The sequence below is a fragment of the Paenibacillus sp. FSL H7-0756 genome, from assembly GCF_038006765.1.
GTDB lineage: Bacteria > Bacillota > Bacilli > Paenibacillales > Paenibacillaceae > Paenibacillus_AQ.
In genome coordinates, this window is the sequence record NZ_JBBOVT010000001.1 from 1,281,599 (window position 1) to 1,300,262 (window position 18,664).

The following is an 18,664-nucleotide window of genomic DNA, read 5'->3' on the forward strand; positions in this document are numbered from 1 at the left end:
GCAATGGCAGATCTCAGCATTGATTTTGCAGGCATCAAGTCACCGAATCCGTTCTGGCTGGCCTCTGCGCCGCCTACCAATACAGGCTATCAGGTGCAGCGCGCGTTCGAGGCAGGCTGGGGAGGCGCGGTGTGGAAGACGCTCGGGGAGCCGGTCATCAACACCTCGGCCCGGTTTGCCGCCGTTCATTTTGGCGGACAGCGTGTAGCGGGCTTCAATAACATTGAGCTGATTACCGACCGTCCGCTGGAGGTTAACTTGAAGGAAATCTATGAAACGAAGCGGAGATTCCCGCACCATACGATCATTGCTTCCCTGATGGTGGAGCCGAAGCGGGAGAAGTGGCATGAGATTGTGAAGCGCGTGGAGGCCATCGGCGTAGACGGGCTGGAGCTGAACTTCGGCTGTCCGCACGGCATGGCTGAACGCGGGATGGGCGCGGCTTCGGGCCAGCAGCCTGATCTGGTGCAGGCGCAGACCGCCTGGGTCAAGGAGGTGGCGACTACACCAGTCATTGTGAAGCTGACGCCGAACATCACCGACATTACCGTGGTGGCCCGGCATGCCGTCAAGGGCGGAGCGGATGCAATCAGCCTGATCAATACAATCAACAGTTTGGCCGGGGTGGACATCCACAGCTGGAATACGATTCCGAATGTCGGCGGCCTGGGAGCACACGGCGGTTATTGCGGCCCGGCCGTTAAGCCGATTGCCCTTAGCATGGTGGCGGAATGTGCCCGGGACCGTGAAGTCGGCGTGCCGATCTCCGGCATCGGCGGCATCTCCACCTGGCAGGATGTCGTCGAATTCATGCTGATGGGCTCAACCGGGATTCAGGTCTGCACAGCGGTTATGCATCATGGCTTCAGGATTGTGGAGGAGATGATCGACGGTCTGAACCATTACCTGGACGAGAAGGGGCTGGCTTCGGTAACCGAGCTGATTGGCAAGTCGGTGCCCAAATATTCCAACTGGGGCGATCTTGATCTTAATTATCAAGTCGTTGCGCGGATCAACGAGGAGAACTGCATCAACTGCAATAAATGCCATATTGCCTGTGAAGACGCCTCTCACCAATGCATCGATATGTTGACGAATGCGGAGGGCAAGGCGATTCTGCAAGTGCGCGAGGAGGATTGTGTAGGCTGCAATCTGTGTTCAATTGTCTGCCCGGCAGACGGAGCCATTGATATGATAGCACTGGAGGGCGGAGCGGCCCCGATGAGCTGGAATCAGCGCAGCCGGATCATCAGCGGGGTCAACGGTGCTTATTCGGAAGCGGAGGTGGGTTAAGATGAAGAAGATCATCAAGCATGGAATTATCGTTACAGCGGCAGATACGTATACGGGGGATGTCCTGATTGAGGACGGAATCATCAGCGGCACCGGCCTGAATCTGGAAGCGCCGGGAGCGGAGATCATTGATGCTTCCGGCTGTTATCTCTTTCCGGGAGGGATTGATCCCCATACCCATCTGGATATGCCCTTCGGCGGTACGGTTACCGCCGATGACTTCGAGACCGGCACGATTGCCGCTGCTTACGGCGGAACCACTACGGTGATTGATTTCTGCCTGACCACGAAGGGGCAGCCGCTCCAGCAGGCCGTAGATACCTGGCATCGCAAATCACAGGATAAAGCGGTCATCGACTACAGCTTCCACCTGATGGTGTCAGAGCTGAATGACAAGGTGCTCAGCGAGCTGCCGCAGATTATCGAGCAGGAGGGCATCACCTCGCTGAAGGTGTTCATGGCTTACAAGAACACCTTCCAGGCCGACGACGGAGTTCTGTATAAGACGCTTCAGGCGGCGAAGCGCGAAGGGGCGCTGGTCATGGTGCATGCCGAGAACGGTGATGTCATCGAATATCTGGTGGACCAGGCGCTGGCCGCAGGCAATACCGATCCGATCTATCATGCGCTGACCCGTCCCCCTGAGCTGGAGGGCGAGGCGACTGGCCGGGCGGCGTATTTGACCGGGCTGACGGATTCACAGCTCTATGTGGTGCATGTCACCTGCGCCGAGGCGGCCTGGAAGATTGCAGAGGCCCGCAAGAAAGGGCTGCGTGTCTACGGCGAGACCTGTCCGCAGTATCTGGTGCTCGATCAGTCGGCGCTGGCGAAGCCGGACTTCGAAGGCGCCAAGTATGTCTGGTCTCCTCCGCTGCGCGAGCAGTGGAATCAGGATGTACTCTGGGATGCCCTCTGGAGCGGGACGCTGCAGACCATTGGCTCTGACCAGTGCTCGTTCAACTTCAAAGGTCAGAAGGAGCTGGGGCGGGGGGACTTCTCAAAGATCCCGAATGGTGGACCCACCATCGAAGACCGGTTCAGTGTCCTCTACTCCGAAGGGGTGCAGAAGGGCCGCATCACGCTGAACAAATTCGTGGATATCATCGCCACCTCAAGCGCCAAGCTGTTCGGCCTCTTCCCGCAGAAGGGCACGATTGCTGTGGGCAGCGATGCTGATATTGTGATCTTCGACCCGGCAGCGGAGCGGACACTGTCGGCAGAGACCCATCATATGAATGTGGACTACAATGCGTTCGAGGGGCTTACGGTCAAGGGCGAGCCGGTCTCTGTGCTGAGCAGGGGCGAGTTTGTCATCAAGGACAAGGTATTCGTCGGTGCCGCAGGACAGGGTAAATACCTGCACCGCAAGCGCTTCGAGGCCGAGGCTCCCCATCCGGCCCAGACTGAAATCAGCGGAGGAGTGGTCTGAGATGTCAGCATTTGCAGAGTTCGACCGGGAACGGCAGGAAATCGACAATCTCATCGGGCTGGGCTACAGCGTTGCCGGGATCTATGAGGATCTGGACGGTGCCAGGGTTACCTTCATCCGCAGTGAACCGGCCGGCGGACCGGTGGAGCTGCTGCTGCTCACAGCGGACGCGCGCAAGCATGTGACGACTCTGCTTGTTGGCCGAACCCGACAGACTGCGGCTGAGATTCATAGATGAACCCGCATAACAGTTATTAATCCCCCTTATATTCCTGACGAAGGATCGACATGATGGTCAGCGATTCAAATCCACCCTCCGTGTATACATTCGCGGAGGGTGCCTTCCTTTTTGAAACCGGACGCTTCATAAGCACAAGAATTATAGACGGCAGCCAATTATGTAAGGGATATGTATGTGGATGGAGCTGCCGCAGTTGCAGAATACGCTGCTACGCCAGGCGGTTGACCGGCTCCTGTGAAGAGAAGACGGAGACGGACGGGGATTGGGCAATTTCGACCCTTGCCGGGGAGTTCGCTGTGACATCGGGCGAGTAGAGATAGAAGCTGTTCGCGGCTTCTGAGGTGCGGATTCGGGTGAATTCATTGGCCAGACTGATCGTTGAGGAGGAGGCAAGTGTAAGTTCCTTGACCCGCAGCTTGAAGGTGACCAGCGTCTGCTCTACCGCAGGAATCGTATGCTGTCCGCTGCTTGCTTCAACCTGAATATCGATGCCGCGCATACTTGTGTTTTTTCCGAGGTAAATACTGCCATCGACAGGACTCTGAAAATTGAACTGGAACAGGTTATCGACCTCGCTCCCAGCCGTATAATTCCCTTCCGCATAAACCGAGTGCTGCGTATATTCAAGGTTGTCGAATACCTGGCTGTCATATTGGATAATGAAGTTAAGAGAGCTGTAGCCGGGGTCATTTGGTGTGAAGTCTTTTAAATGCACCAGCACGGTAACTTCTTCCCCGGGAGTATAAACCTCTTTGTCAGTGGAGACCTCAACAGACATCGCAGGTGCGGTGTTATCCACTGCGGCCTCACGAATCATGGACATCATAAGTGGCAGTACCTTCATCCCTCTGACTGCCTGCTTGAATCTATTCCTCTTATTCATGTTACATCCCCCATTGCCATCATAATGATGCATCCCTATGCACGAATGATCTTTGTATATGAACAATGGTAACAATTGTCACTGATAAAACACTGATAAACGTCGAAATGTGGCGTAAAATATCGAAAAAATGCAGGTGCATCACTAAGATTACTAAGGTGCAGGGATAGTTGCAGAATGTACACCTAAAAACAGCGAATAGGCATAAATATATCTTCTAACTGTATTCTGTACAACTAAATCTGCCTAATGATGTGAAAACTCAGGGAAGGCCGCTGTTTAAATGTACGAAGTACAACTAAACGGAGTAAGGGTTATGAATCCGACGATTTAGTTGTACAAAGTACAATTAAGTCAGTCATTCCTCTATCCCCGGGTCACTGCTAACCCTCAGCTAGTAATAATCCATCGGCAATAAGCAGTCTCCACACCACACTCCAATTTCCCCCTGAAAATGCCCCAGGCTAGCTCCCCAGCCGCCGGTATTCCTCCACGAACCAGTCCGGCAAGGCGTCGCCGGTCTCTGCGATGTAGGATTCACTGAATTGGGTGAATTTGCGCTGGGCGCGCAGGGGCTTGGCGGTTTCGTAGTAGATCGCGATGAGCCGCAGGGCGTAGCTCTCCTCCAGCGGCTCCAGCTCCGTCAGGCGCACGGCGTAATCTTCGGCCTCGTGTGGCCGTGCAGCCTGCACCAATCCTAGGGTAAGCTGCTCCAGCAGCTTGAGATATAGCCTCCGGTATTTGTCACGGGCAGAATACACCCAGAGGCTGTCCAGCGACTGAAGCAGATCACCGGTGTACAGGGCGGAGGCCTTCTGCAGTTCCTCCAGCTGGCTATTCTGCATTGCATGAGCTGCGGCTTCCTGGAATTTCTCAATGTCCCCCTCAATCCCCCTCGATTCCAGCCTGTAGTTCTCCCTGCCGAAGGTCAGCTCAATCTTGTCCTCCAGCGCGGCTTTCTTCAAGGTGGTGCGGATCTGGTAGACCGTAGTGTGCAGATATTGCTTGCCCTTCTCGTAATTCCACTGCGGAAACACATCATTCAGAATGACGCTGACACTGCCCTGCCTGTGAATCCACAGATACGCAAATAATTCCTGAGCCTTATGTGTTCTCCACTTCACTAAGCCTTGAGGGCTGGTTAGCTCATAATCCCCCAGCAGACGGAACGCAGTTGTCCTCCCTGCTTCTCCGGCTGCTCCGGTTGCCCCGGCGGCCGCTGGCGATAGACGCTTAATGAGCAGCTTGTTCCAGGTCTTGAGCAGCCGCGAAGGATCAACGGGCTTCAGCAGATAATCCATCGCAGACAGGTCGAAGGCTTCGACAGCATAATTGCGGTAGGCGGTTACGAATACGATGTCTGTGTCCGGAGATACTGGCAACAGCTTCTCGGCAAAAGTGAGGCCGGACAGCTCCGGCATCTGGATGTCCAAGAACAGAACATCCGGCTTCAGCTTGGCAGCGGCTGCGAGGGCTTCGTGCGGGTTATCGTACGTCAGGACAGAGGAAACGCCTTCACACTGGAGCAGCAGCCCCTTCATCTGATCCAGTGCCGGCCATTCGTCATCAATTACCATTACAGAGATACTCATACTCAGGAGACCTCCTCCTTCCATGGGATAGTTATCAGTACATCTATACCTCCGCTGGCTCCCCGTGTAAGGATCAGCGGACGCCCGAACTGTGTGAGCAGCCGGCGGTTAATATTCCGCAGGCCGATTCCGGTGCCTTCGCCATGCGAAGACCGGTAGTCGTCCTTCATCCACGAGGCTAGCTGTTCATCGCTCATTCCCTTCCCGTTGTCCGAGACGGTGATCAGGATATCACCACCCGCCTGCCGGGTGGAGATGACTACCGTTCCTCCATCGATCTTCTCCATCAGTCCGTGACGAACAGCATTCTCTACAATAGGCTGAACAATCAGCGGCGGCAACGGGAATTCACTGACCTCAATACGATACTCGGCATTCAGCCGCTTCCCGAACCGGGCTTGCTCCAGTGACAGATAGGCTTCGATCAGCTCCAGCTCTTTCTCGAACGGAATGGCGGTCTCCTGGTTGCTGAAGTCGAAGCTGCCGCGCAGGAAATGGCTTAGATCGTATAGCAGCTGCTGCGTCTTCTCAGTGTCACGTGTACTCATCCAGATGATTGTATTAATAGCGTTGTATAGAAAATGCGGCTTGATCTGCGCACGCAGCATGGCGATCTCCGAGCTGAGCCGTTCGGAGACAGACCGCCGTAGTTGAACCAGCGTGTTGACCCGTCCCTTCAGATCGCTCCAGATATAAGGCTTATGGATAAAATCATTGGCTCCGGCGCGGAAGGCCGCCTCGTTGAAGTGAAGCTGCTGCCCGGCCGTAGCCATCAGGATCGGCAGGTCCAGCGGGGTATAAGTCTGGCGGATGATCCTGCACAGCTCCAGCCCGGACATTTCGGGCATCATGACATCGATTATGCAGAGATCGAAATTACGGTCTACAGCCAGCAGCGCCAGCGCTTCCTTGCCGCTGCTGCGGCTTGCGATGCTGTAATTCTCCAGCGCCAGCAGGTTGGTCAGTGCCTTCAGGTTGGCATAGTCGTCATCTACGATCAGGATTCGCGGCGCATAGGGAACGGCTTGTCCGCTGGACTGCGGCGGAGCAGCCGACCGGTATTTCCAGAGATCATCCAGCATTTCCGGCGGGGTATACGCTTGCCTTAAGAGCGCCTGCTCTCCGGTCTGGGCAGCAGCGGCGGCTTCCGCCTCGTTGCCCGGAAGCGTGAAGGTGAATGTGCTGCCCCGGCCAACCCGGGAAGAGACGGAGATGCTCCCGCCATGCAGCTCTATCAGCTTGCGGCTGATCGCAAGGCTCAGCCCGAGGCCTCCGGTCTCAAGGGAATCAGCCTCGCTGATCTGCTCATAGTCGCGGAAGATGTACTCCAGCTGATCCTCGGGAATGCCCTTTCCGGTATCTGTGACGGCAATGGAGATGAACTCCTCGCGCCAAGCGGCCTCGATGACCACGCTGCCGCGGTCCGTGAATTTCAGCGCATTATCCAGCAGGGTATAGAGGATCTGCATCAGCCGCTGTTCATCCGCCTGGACCAGGAAGCGGCCCGGCGGGATGTGATTTTTGATGCGGATGCTGCCCTTTTTGTTCAGGAACTGGAAGACCTCAATGACGATGGCCGCTACCCCTTGAATATCGACAGTCCCCCATTGCAGGGTGATGCGCTGGCGCTTGATCTGTTCGTAATCGAGAATATCCCTGACCAGGAAGGCCAGCCTTCTGCCAGTACCGAGAATCAGCCGCATATCCTCCCGCTGGGACGGGCTTAGCGGTCCTCCGGCTCCCTCATGCATGGATAAAGCCACGTTAATGATGGCATTCAGCGGCGTACGCAGCTCGGCGGAGGTCTTCAGCAGGAACTCGTCTTTATCCCTGTCCTTGCGCTCCAGCTGCCGGGACAGCTGCTTAATGGTCTCGTAGGCATGGGCGTGGCGCGCAGACAGGAACAGCCCTTCGGCAAGAATGAAGATTGGGCCGGCTACCGGCGGAACCGCGTAGAGTTCGGTACCGAAGAACAGATTGCTGACTAAGGATAAGGTGAACATGACTGCGGCAATCACACCGATTAGCAGATAGTTAGAACCGGTCTCCCTCTGCCAGGCAGCCTTGACCATGACATAGAAGGTATAGCAGACAGAGATGAAGCTGAAGGCCAGCAGCACCCCTGTAATCCGCAAATATACAGGCAGTGTGGTGAACAGTACAATGGTGCAGAAGCACAAGGCATATACGAAGCAGATCCGCTTGAAAAGCCGGGAATAGAGTGCGGGAAACAAAGAATGGGTATAGCTGGATACACAATAGAACCCGACTACACCCGACACCGCCTGCAGCTTGCTGAATCCTTCATAGGAGAGGGATGGAAGGTACTCGAAGAGCAGCTTCTCACTGTGAGTCAGCATGTAGAGGGCGATCACGAAGCAGTAGACGGCCAGCTGGAGCGAAGACTTGTCCTCTTTGCGCTGCAAGCCCTGGCCGATGAAATAGCAGCCGATAAAAGCAAAGCCTGCCACCAGCAAAGTGTCGTAGGTCCGGTTCCGCTGGTCGATGGCAGCTATAGCAGCAGGAGTGCCGATCCGGATAGGCTCCGCAATGCCTCCGTTTGAATAAGTGAAATTAGACGTATGTATCAGAATCTCCGCCAGGTTATCCCTGCTGTGAAAAGTCAGGGAATACGGATGGTTGCGCGGCTTGGTGGTCTCCCGGGATTCCCCCGGCGTTCCGCTTCCGCCCAGACGCTCGCCATTTACATATACCTCGCTGGCATTGCGGATATTGCTCACCTTGAGGGCGAAGGCGTGAACCCCTGGCGGCAGCTGAACCAGCAGACGGTAGGTCGCATATCCGTAGCGGGAGAAGCCGGTAGCCTCTGACCCCCGGCCCCAAGCGCCGGGCACGGGCATATAGGCCGGCGCCTCTGCGGTTCGGGATAGGGTCTCTTGGGGTTCCAGCCGCTCCTGCCAGTAAAATTCCCATTCCCCTCTGAGCGGGTAGACGGCAGAATTATCGAAGGTGCAGGAGGACAAATCGGCCCATCCTGACCGTGGGCTGTAGCAGGCAGACGAGGAGCCGAGCAGGGGAATCAGCACCACTGCGGTGAGCAGGCCGATGCATAACAGGGCGAGCACTCTTTTGGCCAGCAGACTATAATCAAAGGTTCTCATAATTTCATCATATCTCCGGCAGCTTGCGCTTGTCCAGCCTCCTTCTAATTCCCGCCGGAAGTGTTGTATAATTGAATTTCAGATCGTACTTGAGGAGCGCTGAAGAAATGTTCTTTTTAAATATTATGTCATGGCTGACCGAGGAGCGTCTGCTTCTGCTGCTGGAGCAATACCGCTCGTTCGGGCCGTTGCCCGGTGTGGGGCTTACCTTCATGAAATCGTTCGTGCCCCCGCTGCCGACTATAGCGATTGTGGGGCTGAACGGGGCGGTGTACGGGTTATGGCTGGGGTTCCTGTATTCCTGGATCGGTCTGGTTGCAGGCTGTACGGTCACTTTCCTGATTATCCGCAAAATTGCCGGACATCCCTACCTCAGCAAATGGGCCAAGCGGCCCAAGGTAGCCAAAGCGATGACCTGGGTCCGCCAGAGCGGGTTCAGCTATGTGTTCCTGCTTAGTCTGTTTCCGGTGGGTCCGTTCGTGGTGATTAATATGGCGGCGGGGCTGGCCGGAATGCGGCTGCGCTCGTACCTGATTGCGCTGTGCGCCGGCAAAGCCATTATGGTATTTGCGGTATCCTATATCGGCAATGATGTGCAGCGGTTCATCCGTCATCCGGCGGAGATCATCTATGTGCTGCTGTTTATCGGAGCTTCACTCTGGGGGGTTAAAGCGATTGAAGCCAGATTCGCCCGGCTGGCGCGGGAGCGGGAGCTGCGCGGCAACGCTCCGCTACAGCACAAATAATTTACGGATCTCCTCATTCTCCTCTATAACGCCTCTCTCTCCGGTATGAAGCCAGCTGTTGGTGACAGCATTGTAGCGGTAATCCTTACTCCATTCCCCAATATTGCTGACGATAGACTGTACGGCGAAGACCATATGCTCTACTTCCCGGTCCGTCATGATCGGGTGCAGGGACAGGCGGACCCACCCCGGCTTCAGCGACTGGTCCCCGGCATGGATCGCCTGGATGAACGCCTGGGACTGCGCCGGGTTCAGCCCGAGCAGCTGATGGCCGTACGGACCGGCACAGGAGCAGCCGCCGCGCGCCTGAATGCCGAAGCGGTCATTCAGCAGCCGTACCGCTAGGTTGTAATGAATCTCCTTCAGCGTGAAGGAGACAATACCATGCCGCTTACGGTGTACGCCCTCCAGCACGGAGCAGCCGGGAATCTGCGCAAGCCCCGAGAGCAGATTCCGGCATAGCTCCTGTTCGCGGACGATCATATATTGTCCGGTTCCGTTCATCTGCTCCTTCAGCTTCACGCAGAGCGCGGTGCGGATCGCCTGCAGGAAGCCGGGGGTGCCCCCGTCCTCGCGCACCTCAACATCATCAATGTAGCGGCGTCCGCCCCAGCGGTTCACCCATACCACGGTGCCGCCGCCGGGCTCATCCGGCAGACGGCCGTTACTAAGCGCGGTGTCGAACAGCAGCACGCCGCCGGTTCCCGGGCCGCCGAGGAATTTATGCGGCGAGAAGAAGATGGCGTCCAGCTTCTCCTGCGGGGCTGCCGGATGCATATTGATCTCCTGGTAAGGGGCACTGGCTGCGAAATCCACGAAGCATACCCCGCCATGCCGGTGCATGAGCGCAGCAAGCTGGTGATACGGGGTGTCGATGCCGGTGACATTGGAGCAGGCGGTGAAGGAGCCGATCTTGAAGCGGCGGTTCCGGTAGATCTCCAGCAGCTCCCCGAGCCGCTGCAGATCCATCTCTCCGCCCGGCCCGGAGGGAACGGTAACCACCTCGCCGAAGCTCTCCTGCCAGGGCAGCAGATTGGAATGATGCTCCATATGGGTGACGAAGATGACCGGGCGCTCCTCCGGAGCGCAGAGGGTTTGCGGCTTCAGCCATTCCGGCAGCTTCAGGCCCATGATCCGCAGCAGCTTGTTCACCGCGCCGGTGGTGCCGTTGCCGCAGAAGAGCAGGGCATCTGCGGGGGCTGCATTCACATGTTGCCGGATGATGTTCCGTGCTTCATGGTAAGCCAGGGTCATGGTCAGGCCCGTGGTGTTGGAGTCGGTATGCGGATTGCTGACATAGGGGCCGAAGGTCTCCTGTATTTTGCGCTCAATCGGCTCATACAGGCGGCCGCTGGCCGTCCAGTCGGCATACAGCAGCGGCTGACGTCCGTAGGGGGTGGAGATCAGATGGCGGCTGCCGACAGTGTGCTCACGGAATGCCGCGAAATGCTCTTGCAGTGAAGAAGGCGCGTCTGCCGCAGCGGCGCGGTGGATACTCAGCACGGGCAATCCCTCCAGGCAATGAATGCTCTATCAATCAGACGGATTCCGGCAGGCTCTGGTGCTGCGCAAGGCAAGTATCATGCGAGCCGTAGCCTCCGCGTACCCGCCGGGCGTAACCAATCCGTCTTCGTCAGCCTCAGTATATGCCCGGTGGCGTAATTAGGTTAAAGCCCATATCCCTCAGATAAAGAGCTGGATATCGCTCTCCAGCGCATCCTTCAGATATGCGGCGGCATCGATAATCTCCACCTCGGGCAGCAGCTCCTCCGGCTTGAAGCCCATGATCTCCACCGAGAGCTTGCAGGCGTAGAACTTGATGTTCTTTTTGCGCGCCCCCTTCAGAAAATGTATCAGCTTCGGTGCCCCCTGGTCCTCCATCATCTCCTCCAGCATCAGCTTGCCAAGCCCGCTGAAGTTCATCCGCGAGAGCGGCAGCTGCTCCGGCCCCTTGGGAGTAATGACATCCATCAGCTTCTCGTAGATACTTTTATCCTCTAGCGTCATAGTCTCCGGGTCCCGGACGAGAAATAGCCCCCAGAACGAGAAGAACATCGTAACCTCCACCTCAATATCCCTGGCCGCATTCGCCAGAATCAGCCCGGCCATCGCCTTGTCATACTCCCCGCTGAACATCAGCAGATTCAGTTTTTTGCCCATTCATCAGCCCTCCATCGGTATCCATAGAATGTCATTAGTATGGTTAGGGAGAGGGAAAGTATGCCTGCCGCCCGGCCGGAAGACACAGAAAAGGCCCCCTGACGGGAGCCTGAAATGTACATATTGTGCTGGCATGCAGGCGTACCGTATGCCTTAATGCTCATCCCGATGCTCAGACTCAGCCTGGCGGGCGTTGTCATAGCGGCGGGCGGACAGCCAGATGCTGCCGGTGAACAGGACGATCAGGCCGAGGATAATGCCGAAGCGCCAGTCCCCGGCCTTGAAGTTGAGCTGAAGAACGGTAAGCACCAGGGCGACCTGGGTCCAGACGAGGGTGCGTTTGCGGAAGGCGGTAATGTCTCCGGCCATCTTCGGCATGCCGCGGATAATCCGGTACGCCAGGAGGGCGAGGATCAGCGCAAACAGGGCGGTGCCGGCCATTTCGCCGGTAGTTAATCTATTCATGGTCTCAGAATCCTTTCGGGTTAACATCGGAATTAAGCTAATTATAACGATCGCCATACCCGCGTGCAAAGCATCCTGACAGCTTCAGGAGGCCAGCTTACGGATCTCATCGGCAGGCAGCGGAGGGAAGAACAGGAATCCCTGGATATGCGGGCAATTATGCTGCACCAGGAAGGCCAGCTGCTCCGGCGTCTCGACCCCTTCGGCAATCAGGTCATAGCCAAGCTGGGAGGCGACGAAGACGATGGATTTGATGATAGTCTCATCAATGGAGCTGACGCCGATGCCTGTGATGAAGGTGCGGTCAATCTTGATTTTGTTCACTGGAAAATGCTTCAGGTAATTCAGCGAAGAATATTTCGTGCCGAAATCATCGATGGAGACGATGATCCCGTGATCGCGCATCTGCTGCAGCAATGGATAATGCTCCTCCAGCAGCGCGGTGCTCTCTGTAATCTCGAATTCCAGCACACCGGTATCCAGTCCGTACTCGTCAAGCACGGCGAACAGATTCTCAATCAGGTTACGGTTGTAGAACCAGCTGTTGGAGATATTGATTGAAGTCCGCAGCAGCGGCATCCCCAGGCTGCGCCACTCGCACAGCTGGCGGCACACCTCACGCAGCACCCAGTCGGTCAGCTGGATCATCAGCCCGGCTTCTTCGACTGCGGTGATGAACGTCCCTGGTCCAATTAGCCCCTTCTCGGGGTGATTCCAGCGGATCAGCGCCTCTATCCCGATCATTTCTCCTGTGATAGCGTTGATCTGAGGCTGATAGTAGAGCACGAACTCTTCCCGCTCCAGCGCGGAGTGCAGGTATTTGGCGATCATCGTCTTCTGCTCCAGCTTCTCGCGCAGCCCCCAGTCGAAGATGAAGTAATTGACGTCCTCTTGTGACTTAGCCTGGTACATTGACATATCAGCGAATTTCAGCAGATCGTCTGTATTCTGCGAGTGTTCGGGGTACAGGGAGATGCCGATACTGGTCGACAGGCTCAGATGTGCTCCCGAGATCAGGAGGGTCTGTGAGATCAGCATGCTGATCCGACCAGCGATCACAGGAATATCCGTGTGCGGCAGCCCCGCGAAGATCATCACGAATTCATCTCCGCCGGTACGGGCGAACAGCTTGAAGGGCAGGCTCCCGGATTTGAGCCGTCCGGCCAGGGTTTTGATCACCTGGTCCCCTATAGAATGTCCGAGAGTATCATTAATCTCCTTGAACCGGTTCAGGTCGAAAAAGAATAAGGTATAGGTCTGCGTCGGCTCCGAGCTCTGCAGCAGACGCTCAAATTCATCCATGAAGAAGCGCCGGTTGGGGATCTCTGTCAGGCTGTCGTAATGGGCAAGCTTCTCATAGAGACGCTTGGAAATACGCAGGTCGCGGGTCCGGATGCTGACCAACCGCTCCAGTTCACGGTTGAAGCGGCTCTGATACCAGAAGATATATAGAATGAAGGCAATCACCAGCAGAAAAGCAATATCAATCCACAGCACGCTGAGCAGCACCTGCCATTTCTTGTGGGAGGGCAGGGAAATCCCCATCAGCCAGTGCTGATTGTAGGTGTTGACGGGAACAGTGAGCCGGGGGTCCGACGCACTGGATTCATTGCCAAACAGGAAGGTATGATCCTTGGTAGTGACATAGATATTACTATCCTTATACACAAGCTGGTTAATGATATTATCAATCTTTACGGTGACGGAGACGATGCCCTCCAGAGAGTTATCCTTATAGATAGCCTGCCGGATCACCATGCCATAGCCGCCCTGGGCAAGTGTGCGCGGACCGTCTACTGTAATGCTGCGGGAACGGAGCGTTTCTTGGATCATGCCGGGAGAGGCCAGGGAGGAATCCAGCAGCAGGCTTCTGCCTAGCAGTGACGAATTGCCTTCAAGCGGGTAGAGGTAGCGGATCAGACCATCCGGAGCGATCATGATATTCGTGACGTTGCTGGTGTTCTTGGCGTGTGCGGTGACCAGGTAGCTTTGGATGAGTGCAGGATCGGCATCGAAGCCGACAGTTTGGATAAAGGAGCTGACCCCTTTCACAATGGCCACCCGTTCTTCGATGTTCGAGGCCAGCGTAACCGCCTGTGAGGCCAGATCCGCCTTCTCGGCTCTATATTCCCGGGCCAGGGAAACGGAATAGTAATAGAACAGGCAGAGCTGCAGGACGATGATGAAGCCGATGATGATGCTTAAAGGCTTTTTACTAAGGAAAGCCATGGATTGCCCCCGATACCGGAAAAATAAAAGCCGTAGATGTCAAAGCGTATAATAAGCGGTTCCTAGACCGCAGGGAAATGTCGATAAATGTCGCTTGGGTATCTATAGCATGTCATTATTATCGTGTTTGCGCAAGGGAATTCCTAACAAAACCAGGCTGAATCTAAAAACGGATAAACACCGTCTGCATAAAAGGGCAGTAAGCATTTATCCGAGTTTTTTGACAGAGGGCATGGCCCTGCCCGGCTGGAAGCCGGAGCTATTTTTTGAAGATGCCCAGCGGGGCACCAATCGGCAGGAAGGTACGTCCGAAGTGGGCGTTGAGCACAGATGCGCCGCAGCCGTATAGGGATACGATACCGATCGCCATTTCCGATACGGCAGCCAGCTTGTGGAAGAATTCCGCAGCGACGCCGAAGGCATCCATCGAGAGTCCGAGGAACAGGAAGTCGATCAGGATGAAGATAATGAGCAGTACGCGGTTCGCCTCAACGGCGCCGAGCGTCATGAAGAGTGTGAACACAAGATATCCTGCAAAAACAAATCCCAGCTGCTTGGGGTCAACACCCTCTGCCAGCACTGCACCGAATACACCGAGCTTGATCAGCCAGCTTGCTCCCATGCCGAACCAGAAGAACGCATAGGCGCCGAAGGCAGTCATGCCGAAGGTATTGTTGTGCTTGGCATCCTGGATGGATGCGAATAGCTGGGCGAAGGCTCCGAGGAAGATGGCCCATGGAATAGCATAGCTGAGACCTGTTGTAATTTCGAGCTTTTGTGAAGAAGCGACCAGGGTGACGATGGCCAGTCCGAATAGGCCGATGGCGCTGGGGTCGGCGGTAACGATTTTGACGGACTGTGCGGTGTGCGGTTGCGCTGACATAACAATGAAAGCCTCCAATTTTCATAAGTGTTCGCATAGGATAACAGCACCCTGGATCGGGTGCTGTTATCAGCCTGCCTATCATATCATATCGCTAGTAGCTTGCCTATAAAAGAAGTCTCTTATCGTCCGGTGTAATAATTACCTTGCTCCAGAAAAGAATACAGCGCCTGGGCCTGAAGCGGCCGGCTGATATAGTAACCCTGAAGCTCGTCGCTGCCCAGCTCCCGCAGCATATCGAATTGCTCTCTATGCTCGATGCCTTCCGAGACTACACGCAGCCCCAGATTATGGCTCAGCTCGATAATCGCCTTGACCAGCACATCCCCTTGGGCCTCCCGTGACATCTCGGAGATGAAGGAGCGGTCAATCTTGATCACATCGACCGGGAAGCGCCGCAGATAGCTGAGGGAGGAGAAGCCTGTACCGAAATCATCCAGTGAGATCCGGAACCCGTGGGCCCGAAGCTGCTGCAGCGACAGGAAGATGCCGTCGCCGGAGACAAGCACGCTCTCCGTGATTTCCAGCTCCAGGCTGGAGGCCGGCAGCTCATATTCATCCAGCAGCTCTAAGAGCAGCTCCAGCAGGCCCGGCTGCATGAGCTGCAGCGCGGAGATGTTCACCGCGGCGGTGAGCTCAAGCCCCCGGCTGCGGAAATCGCGCATATCAGAGCACACCTGGCGCAGCACCCAGCTGCCGATGCCGACGATAGAGCCGCTGCTCTCCGCCAGCGGAATGAATTCGGCCGGTGAGATATTGCCGTAAGCAGGACTGGTCCAACGCAGCAGGGCCTCCACCTTGGATACCTGCAGCTGTCCCGTGCGGAGGATCGGCTGGTAGTGCACTTCGAACTCGTTCCCGGCGGCAGCCGAGAGAAGCTGCTGGGCCAGCACCTTTTTGCGCCGGATGCCTGCTTCCAGATCCTCTGAATACTGAAAAATATTATTGCGGCCGGTCTCCTTGACATGGAACATGGCCAGGTCCGCCTGCTTGACCAGATAATCGGCGTCTTCCCCGTTCTGCGGATAAATACTGATGCCGATGCTGGCGGTATTATATAGAAGATGTCCCTTGATCCGGTGCGGCATGGACAGGGCTTCCTGAATCCGGGAGAGCTGCCGGGCAATGCTGCCTTCATCAGGCACATCGTAGAGCAGAATGGTAAATTCATCACCGCCGAGCCGGGAGACCACATCATGCTTGCCGACAACCTGTGTGATGCGGAACGCAGTCTCCTTCAGGATAGCATCGCCGAAGTCATGGCCGAGGGTATCGTTCACCGTCTTGAAATGATCCAGATCAATGAAGACCAGCACGATCTGGCGTTCACTGCCCTTGACGGCGGCAATCGCTTCATTTAATTTGTCGAAAAACAGGGAGCGGTTGGGCAGCCGGGTCAGCGGGTCCAGCATCGATTGCTGCCGCAGCTCGTCCTGGGTCTGCTCCAGCGAATCAATCATCCGGTTGAATTCGACCTCAACCTCGCTGAATTCATCCTGCCCGGAGCTGGGAATCCGGATCGACAGATCCTTGCTGCTGCCGATTCTACGGATGTTGCGGACCAGAGAAGACATTCTTCTCAGGATGAACCGGTTCACGAAGAGGAGGCTTGCGCCCAGCATTACCATAATGGAGATAGAATAGAATATACGGAAGGTGGAGAGCGATTTGAGCCCGCTGTTGTAGAACTGGCGGGGTTCCTTCAGGGTGAGAACCATTCCGGGATCGCCGAACAGATCGTCTAGTACTGTATGAATGCACATCTGCCCGTCTGAGACAGGGCTGGTCCATACGCGCTGGCCTCCGCTGTCCGCAAGCAGGGGGGTGGTGAGGCGCGACATCTCCATCGTGGATAGGGTATCCTCCCAGATCTGCGCGATCTCGTCCTGGTGCAGCATCCGTCCGGCAATGGCTGTTCCGATGACCGGCTTGTCTCTGCCGCTGTTAAGAATAGGGGCAAGGGTAATTAGCATAGTGCCCTTGTCCAGATTAATGAAGCCGCTCCGGCTCTCGCCGGTAGCTTGCGGCACAGGCAGACGGCTTCGGATCAGCTTCATTAGCGTTAGCTGCTCCTGGGTTAACGGGGTGACTATTCCTGCCGGCAGATCATAAGTGCCGCCATACAGTGGTTGTCCGTCCAGATCAAGCAGGGCAATCATATCGAAATGATTCATTGGATCAGCAGCCGGTTCAAGACTGCTGCGGATGAAGGCGGCAGTCGTACTGCCGGAGTCAGCAGAGCCGGTAGCCGCTGCGCTCTCCATGAACCGGTAGGTTTCATCACGGACAGCAATATCAAGGAGTCCTGTTCTCAGCTTCTCCAGCTCTTGATGATAAGCAGCGGTAGCCTTGCTCAGGTTGCGCTCCAGCTCTGCCTCATCCAGCTTCTCGAAGCGGTTCAGCAGAATCAGGTGAAGCATCAGATAGGTGGCACCAATGCCGAGGATAGCGATAAAACTAATGAAGATGATTATTTTTTTGCGGAGTTTCATCTGATCCCCTTCATTATTTAAGATTTAATAGGAAATAAGTACCATCGATTATAGTGTACCACGATTAGGGAATATTTTGCAGCGTAAATCTGCCCGAAGTGTCGAATTTTGATGTATAATAATTTAATGATAATAATTATCAAATAATAATAAAAGGAGATCATTCTTGGCATGATGGAGAAGTGGACCCTATTTAAGAAAGCCTCACGGTTTGGAGTGATTCCTGTTATGCTCATACCGGTTATCCTGGGAACGGCCGGGGCCTATGTATGGCAGGGAGTATTCCATCCGTTTTTATTTGTAATAACGTTCATTGGAGCGGCGGCTGCGCATTTATTCTCCAATATGGTAAATGACTTGTGGGATTTCCGCAACGGAACCGATACAGAGGCCCAGCATACTCCTGGAGCTATCTCCACGAACTCCGGGTTCCTGTCCGGGGGCATCATGCGTGAGTCGTTGTTTGCCCTCTTGACCTGGGGGCTGCTGGCCGTTGCGGCTGGCTGCGGCCTGCTGCTCAGCCTGTACAGCGGCTGGGAGATTCTCTGGTTTGTGGCCGGAGGGGCGCTGATCGCTTATTTCTATGTGGCGCCGCCGCTGCGGTTCGGATACCGGGGCAAGGGCTACAGCGAGCTTGCCATCTTCCTGGCCTTTGGACTCATGCCGGTGCTGGGCGCTTATTTCGTTCAGACCGGAGCGTTCAGCCTGAAGCCGGTGCTGCTGTCGCTGCCAAGCGGGCTGCTCACTACCCTGCTGCTGTTCAATCATCACTTTCTGCACTGGAGAGCTGACAAGCAGGCCGGCAAGCTTACACTGGTCGTGGTATGGGGGGAGCGCAGAGCGCTGGTGTTCTCTCAGGTGCTGCTCTATATCTCTTATGCCTCACTGATTGCGTGTGTGCTGCTTCATATCTTGCCGGTATATGCGCTGCTCGCTCTGCTGACAGCCATTGCCCCGATTCGGATTTACCGCAGCCTCCAGCCGGAGAATCCTTCTGAAGCCTATCTGCCGCTTATGGGTGCTTCACAGCGCGCATCGGTACGCTGCGGGGCGGTCATGACGGTGGCGCTGCTGATCCAGGGGCTATTTTAAAATATAAGAAATGGATAGGTTACTACACTACAGAAAG

General features: G+C 55.7%; 15 protein-coding genes. 6 read left to right on the forward strand and 9 right to left on the reverse strand.

Going from position 1 to position 18,664, the window contains the following annotated elements; translation table 11 throughout:
• The first annotated feature begins 3 nt into the window (after nucleotides 1–3).
• The 3 genes from preA to NST04_RS05755 are packed head-to-tail and all read left to right on the forward strand — an operon-like array spanning nucleotide 4 to nucleotide 2,960.
• Nucleotides 4–1,293 carry an NAD-dependent dihydropyrimidine dehydrogenase subunit PreA gene (gene preA, locus NST04_RS05745; RefSeq protein WP_341183520.1) on the forward strand — a complete coding sequence of 430 codons (1,290 nt, stop codon included), beginning with the start codon at nucleotides 4–6 and terminating at the stop codon, nucleotides 1,291–1,293.
• A gap of 1 nt (nucleotide 1,294) precedes the next feature.
• On the forward strand, nucleotides 1,295–2,722 hold the full coding sequence (hydA, locus tag NST04_RS05750; RefSeq protein WP_341183521.1) for a dihydropyrimidinase: 1,428 nt from the start codon (nucleotides 1,295–1,297) through the stop codon (nucleotides 2,720–2,722).
• Nucleotide 2,723: 1 nt separating this feature from the next.
• Complete coding sequence (locus NST04_RS05755; protein ID WP_341183522.1) at nucleotides 2,724–2,960, forward strand: hypothetical protein; 237 nt, start codon at nucleotides 2,724–2,726, stop codon at nucleotides 2,958–2,960.
• A 211-nt stretch (nucleotides 2,961–3,171) separates the two neighbouring features.
• On the opposite strand, the gene NST04_RS05760 is transcribed toward NST04_RS05755, so the two are convergent.
• The 3 genes from NST04_RS05760 to NST04_RS05770 all read right to left on the reverse strand — a co-directional run bounded on the left by NST04_RS05760 (nucleotide 3,172) and on the right by NST04_RS05770 (nucleotide 8,560).
• Nucleotides 3,172–3,846, reverse strand: a complete 675-nt coding sequence (locus NST04_RS05760) for a cohesin domain-containing protein (protein WP_341183523.1) — start codon at nucleotides 3,844–3,846, stop codon at nucleotides 3,172–3,174.
• 464 nt (nucleotides 3,847–4,310) lie between these two features.
• Nucleotides 4,311–5,438, reverse strand: a complete 1,128-nt coding sequence (locus tag NST04_RS05765) for a response regulator (protein WP_341183524.1) — start codon at nucleotides 5,436–5,438, stop codon at nucleotides 4,311–4,313.
• Between the two features lie 2 nt (nucleotides 5,439–5,440).
• Complete coding sequence (locus NST04_RS05770; protein WP_341183525.1) at nucleotides 5,441–8,560, reverse strand: ATP-binding protein; 3,120 nt, start codon at nucleotides 8,558–8,560, stop codon at nucleotides 5,441–5,443.
• A gap of 107 nt (nucleotides 8,561–8,667) precedes the next feature.
• On the opposite strand from NST04_RS05770, the gene NST04_RS05775 reads away from it, so the two are divergent.
• A complete protein-coding gene (locus NST04_RS05775; protein ID WP_209989252.1) occupies nucleotides 8,668–9,306 on the forward strand; it encodes a TVP38/TMEM64 family protein in 639 nt (212 codons plus the stop codon).
• On the opposite strand, the gene NST04_RS05780 is transcribed toward NST04_RS05775, so the two are convergent.
• The gene (locus tag NST04_RS05780) at nucleotides 9,292–10,809 is read right to left on the reverse strand and encodes an aminotransferase class V-fold PLP-dependent enzyme (RefSeq protein ID WP_341183526.1); all 1,518 of its coding nucleotides are present in this window, start codon (nucleotides 10,807–10,809) and stop codon (nucleotides 9,292–9,294) included. The genes NST04_RS05775 and NST04_RS05780 overlap by 15 nt on opposite strands.
• A 22-nt stretch (nucleotides 10,810–10,831) precedes the next feature.
• Between NST04_RS05780 and NST04_RS05785 the strand changes: the two genes are divergently transcribed.
• Nucleotides 10,832–10,972 (forward strand): hypothetical protein, encoded by a 141-nt coding sequence (locus tag NST04_RS05785; RefSeq protein WP_339220862.1) that lies wholly within the window; start codon nucleotides 10,832–10,834, stop codon nucleotides 10,970–10,972.
• A 17-nt stretch (nucleotides 10,973–10,989) separates the two neighbouring features.
• Here the strand turns inward: NST04_RS05785 and NST04_RS05790 are convergent, their stop codons facing one another.
• The 5 genes from NST04_RS05790 to NST04_RS05810 form a co-directional block, all read right to left on the reverse strand.
• Nucleotides 10,990–11,466 (reverse strand): DsrE/DsrF/DrsH-like family protein, encoded by a 477-nt coding sequence (locus NST04_RS05790; protein WP_076080972.1) that lies wholly within the window; start codon nucleotides 11,464–11,466, stop codon nucleotides 10,990–10,992.
• A 153-nt stretch (nucleotides 11,467–11,619) separates the two neighbouring features.
• On the reverse strand, nucleotides 11,620–11,931 hold the full coding sequence (locus tag NST04_RS05795) for a hypothetical protein (RefSeq protein WP_341183527.1): 312 nt from the start codon (nucleotides 11,929–11,931) through the stop codon (nucleotides 11,620–11,622).
• Nucleotides 11,932–12,015: 84 nt separating this feature from the next.
• Nucleotides 12,016–14,160, reverse strand: a complete 2,145-nt coding sequence (locus NST04_RS05800) for a bifunctional diguanylate cyclase/phosphodiesterase (protein ID WP_341183528.1) — start codon at nucleotides 14,158–14,160, stop codon at nucleotides 12,016–12,018.
• A 259-nt stretch (nucleotides 14,161–14,419) separates the two neighbouring features.
• The gene (locus NST04_RS05805) at nucleotides 14,420–15,043 is read right to left on the reverse strand and encodes an acetate uptake transporter (RefSeq protein ID WP_340994810.1); all 624 of its coding nucleotides are present in this window, start codon (nucleotides 15,041–15,043) and stop codon (nucleotides 14,420–14,422) included.
• 122 nt (nucleotides 15,044–15,165) lie between these two features.
• The gene (locus NST04_RS05810) at nucleotides 15,166–17,535 is read right to left on the reverse strand and encodes a bifunctional diguanylate cyclase/phosphodiesterase (RefSeq protein ID WP_341183529.1); all 2,370 of its coding nucleotides are present in this window, start codon (nucleotides 17,533–17,535) and stop codon (nucleotides 15,166–15,168) included.
• 171 nt (nucleotides 17,536–17,706) lie between these two features.
• Here NST04_RS05810 and NST04_RS05815 point away from each other — a divergent pair, with 171 nt between their 5' ends.
• On the forward strand, nucleotides 17,707–18,627 hold the full coding sequence (locus tag NST04_RS05815; protein WP_341183530.1) for a prenyltransferase: 921 nt from the start codon (nucleotides 17,707–17,709) through the stop codon (nucleotides 18,625–18,627).
• Nucleotides 18,628–18,664 lie beyond the last annotated feature (37 nt).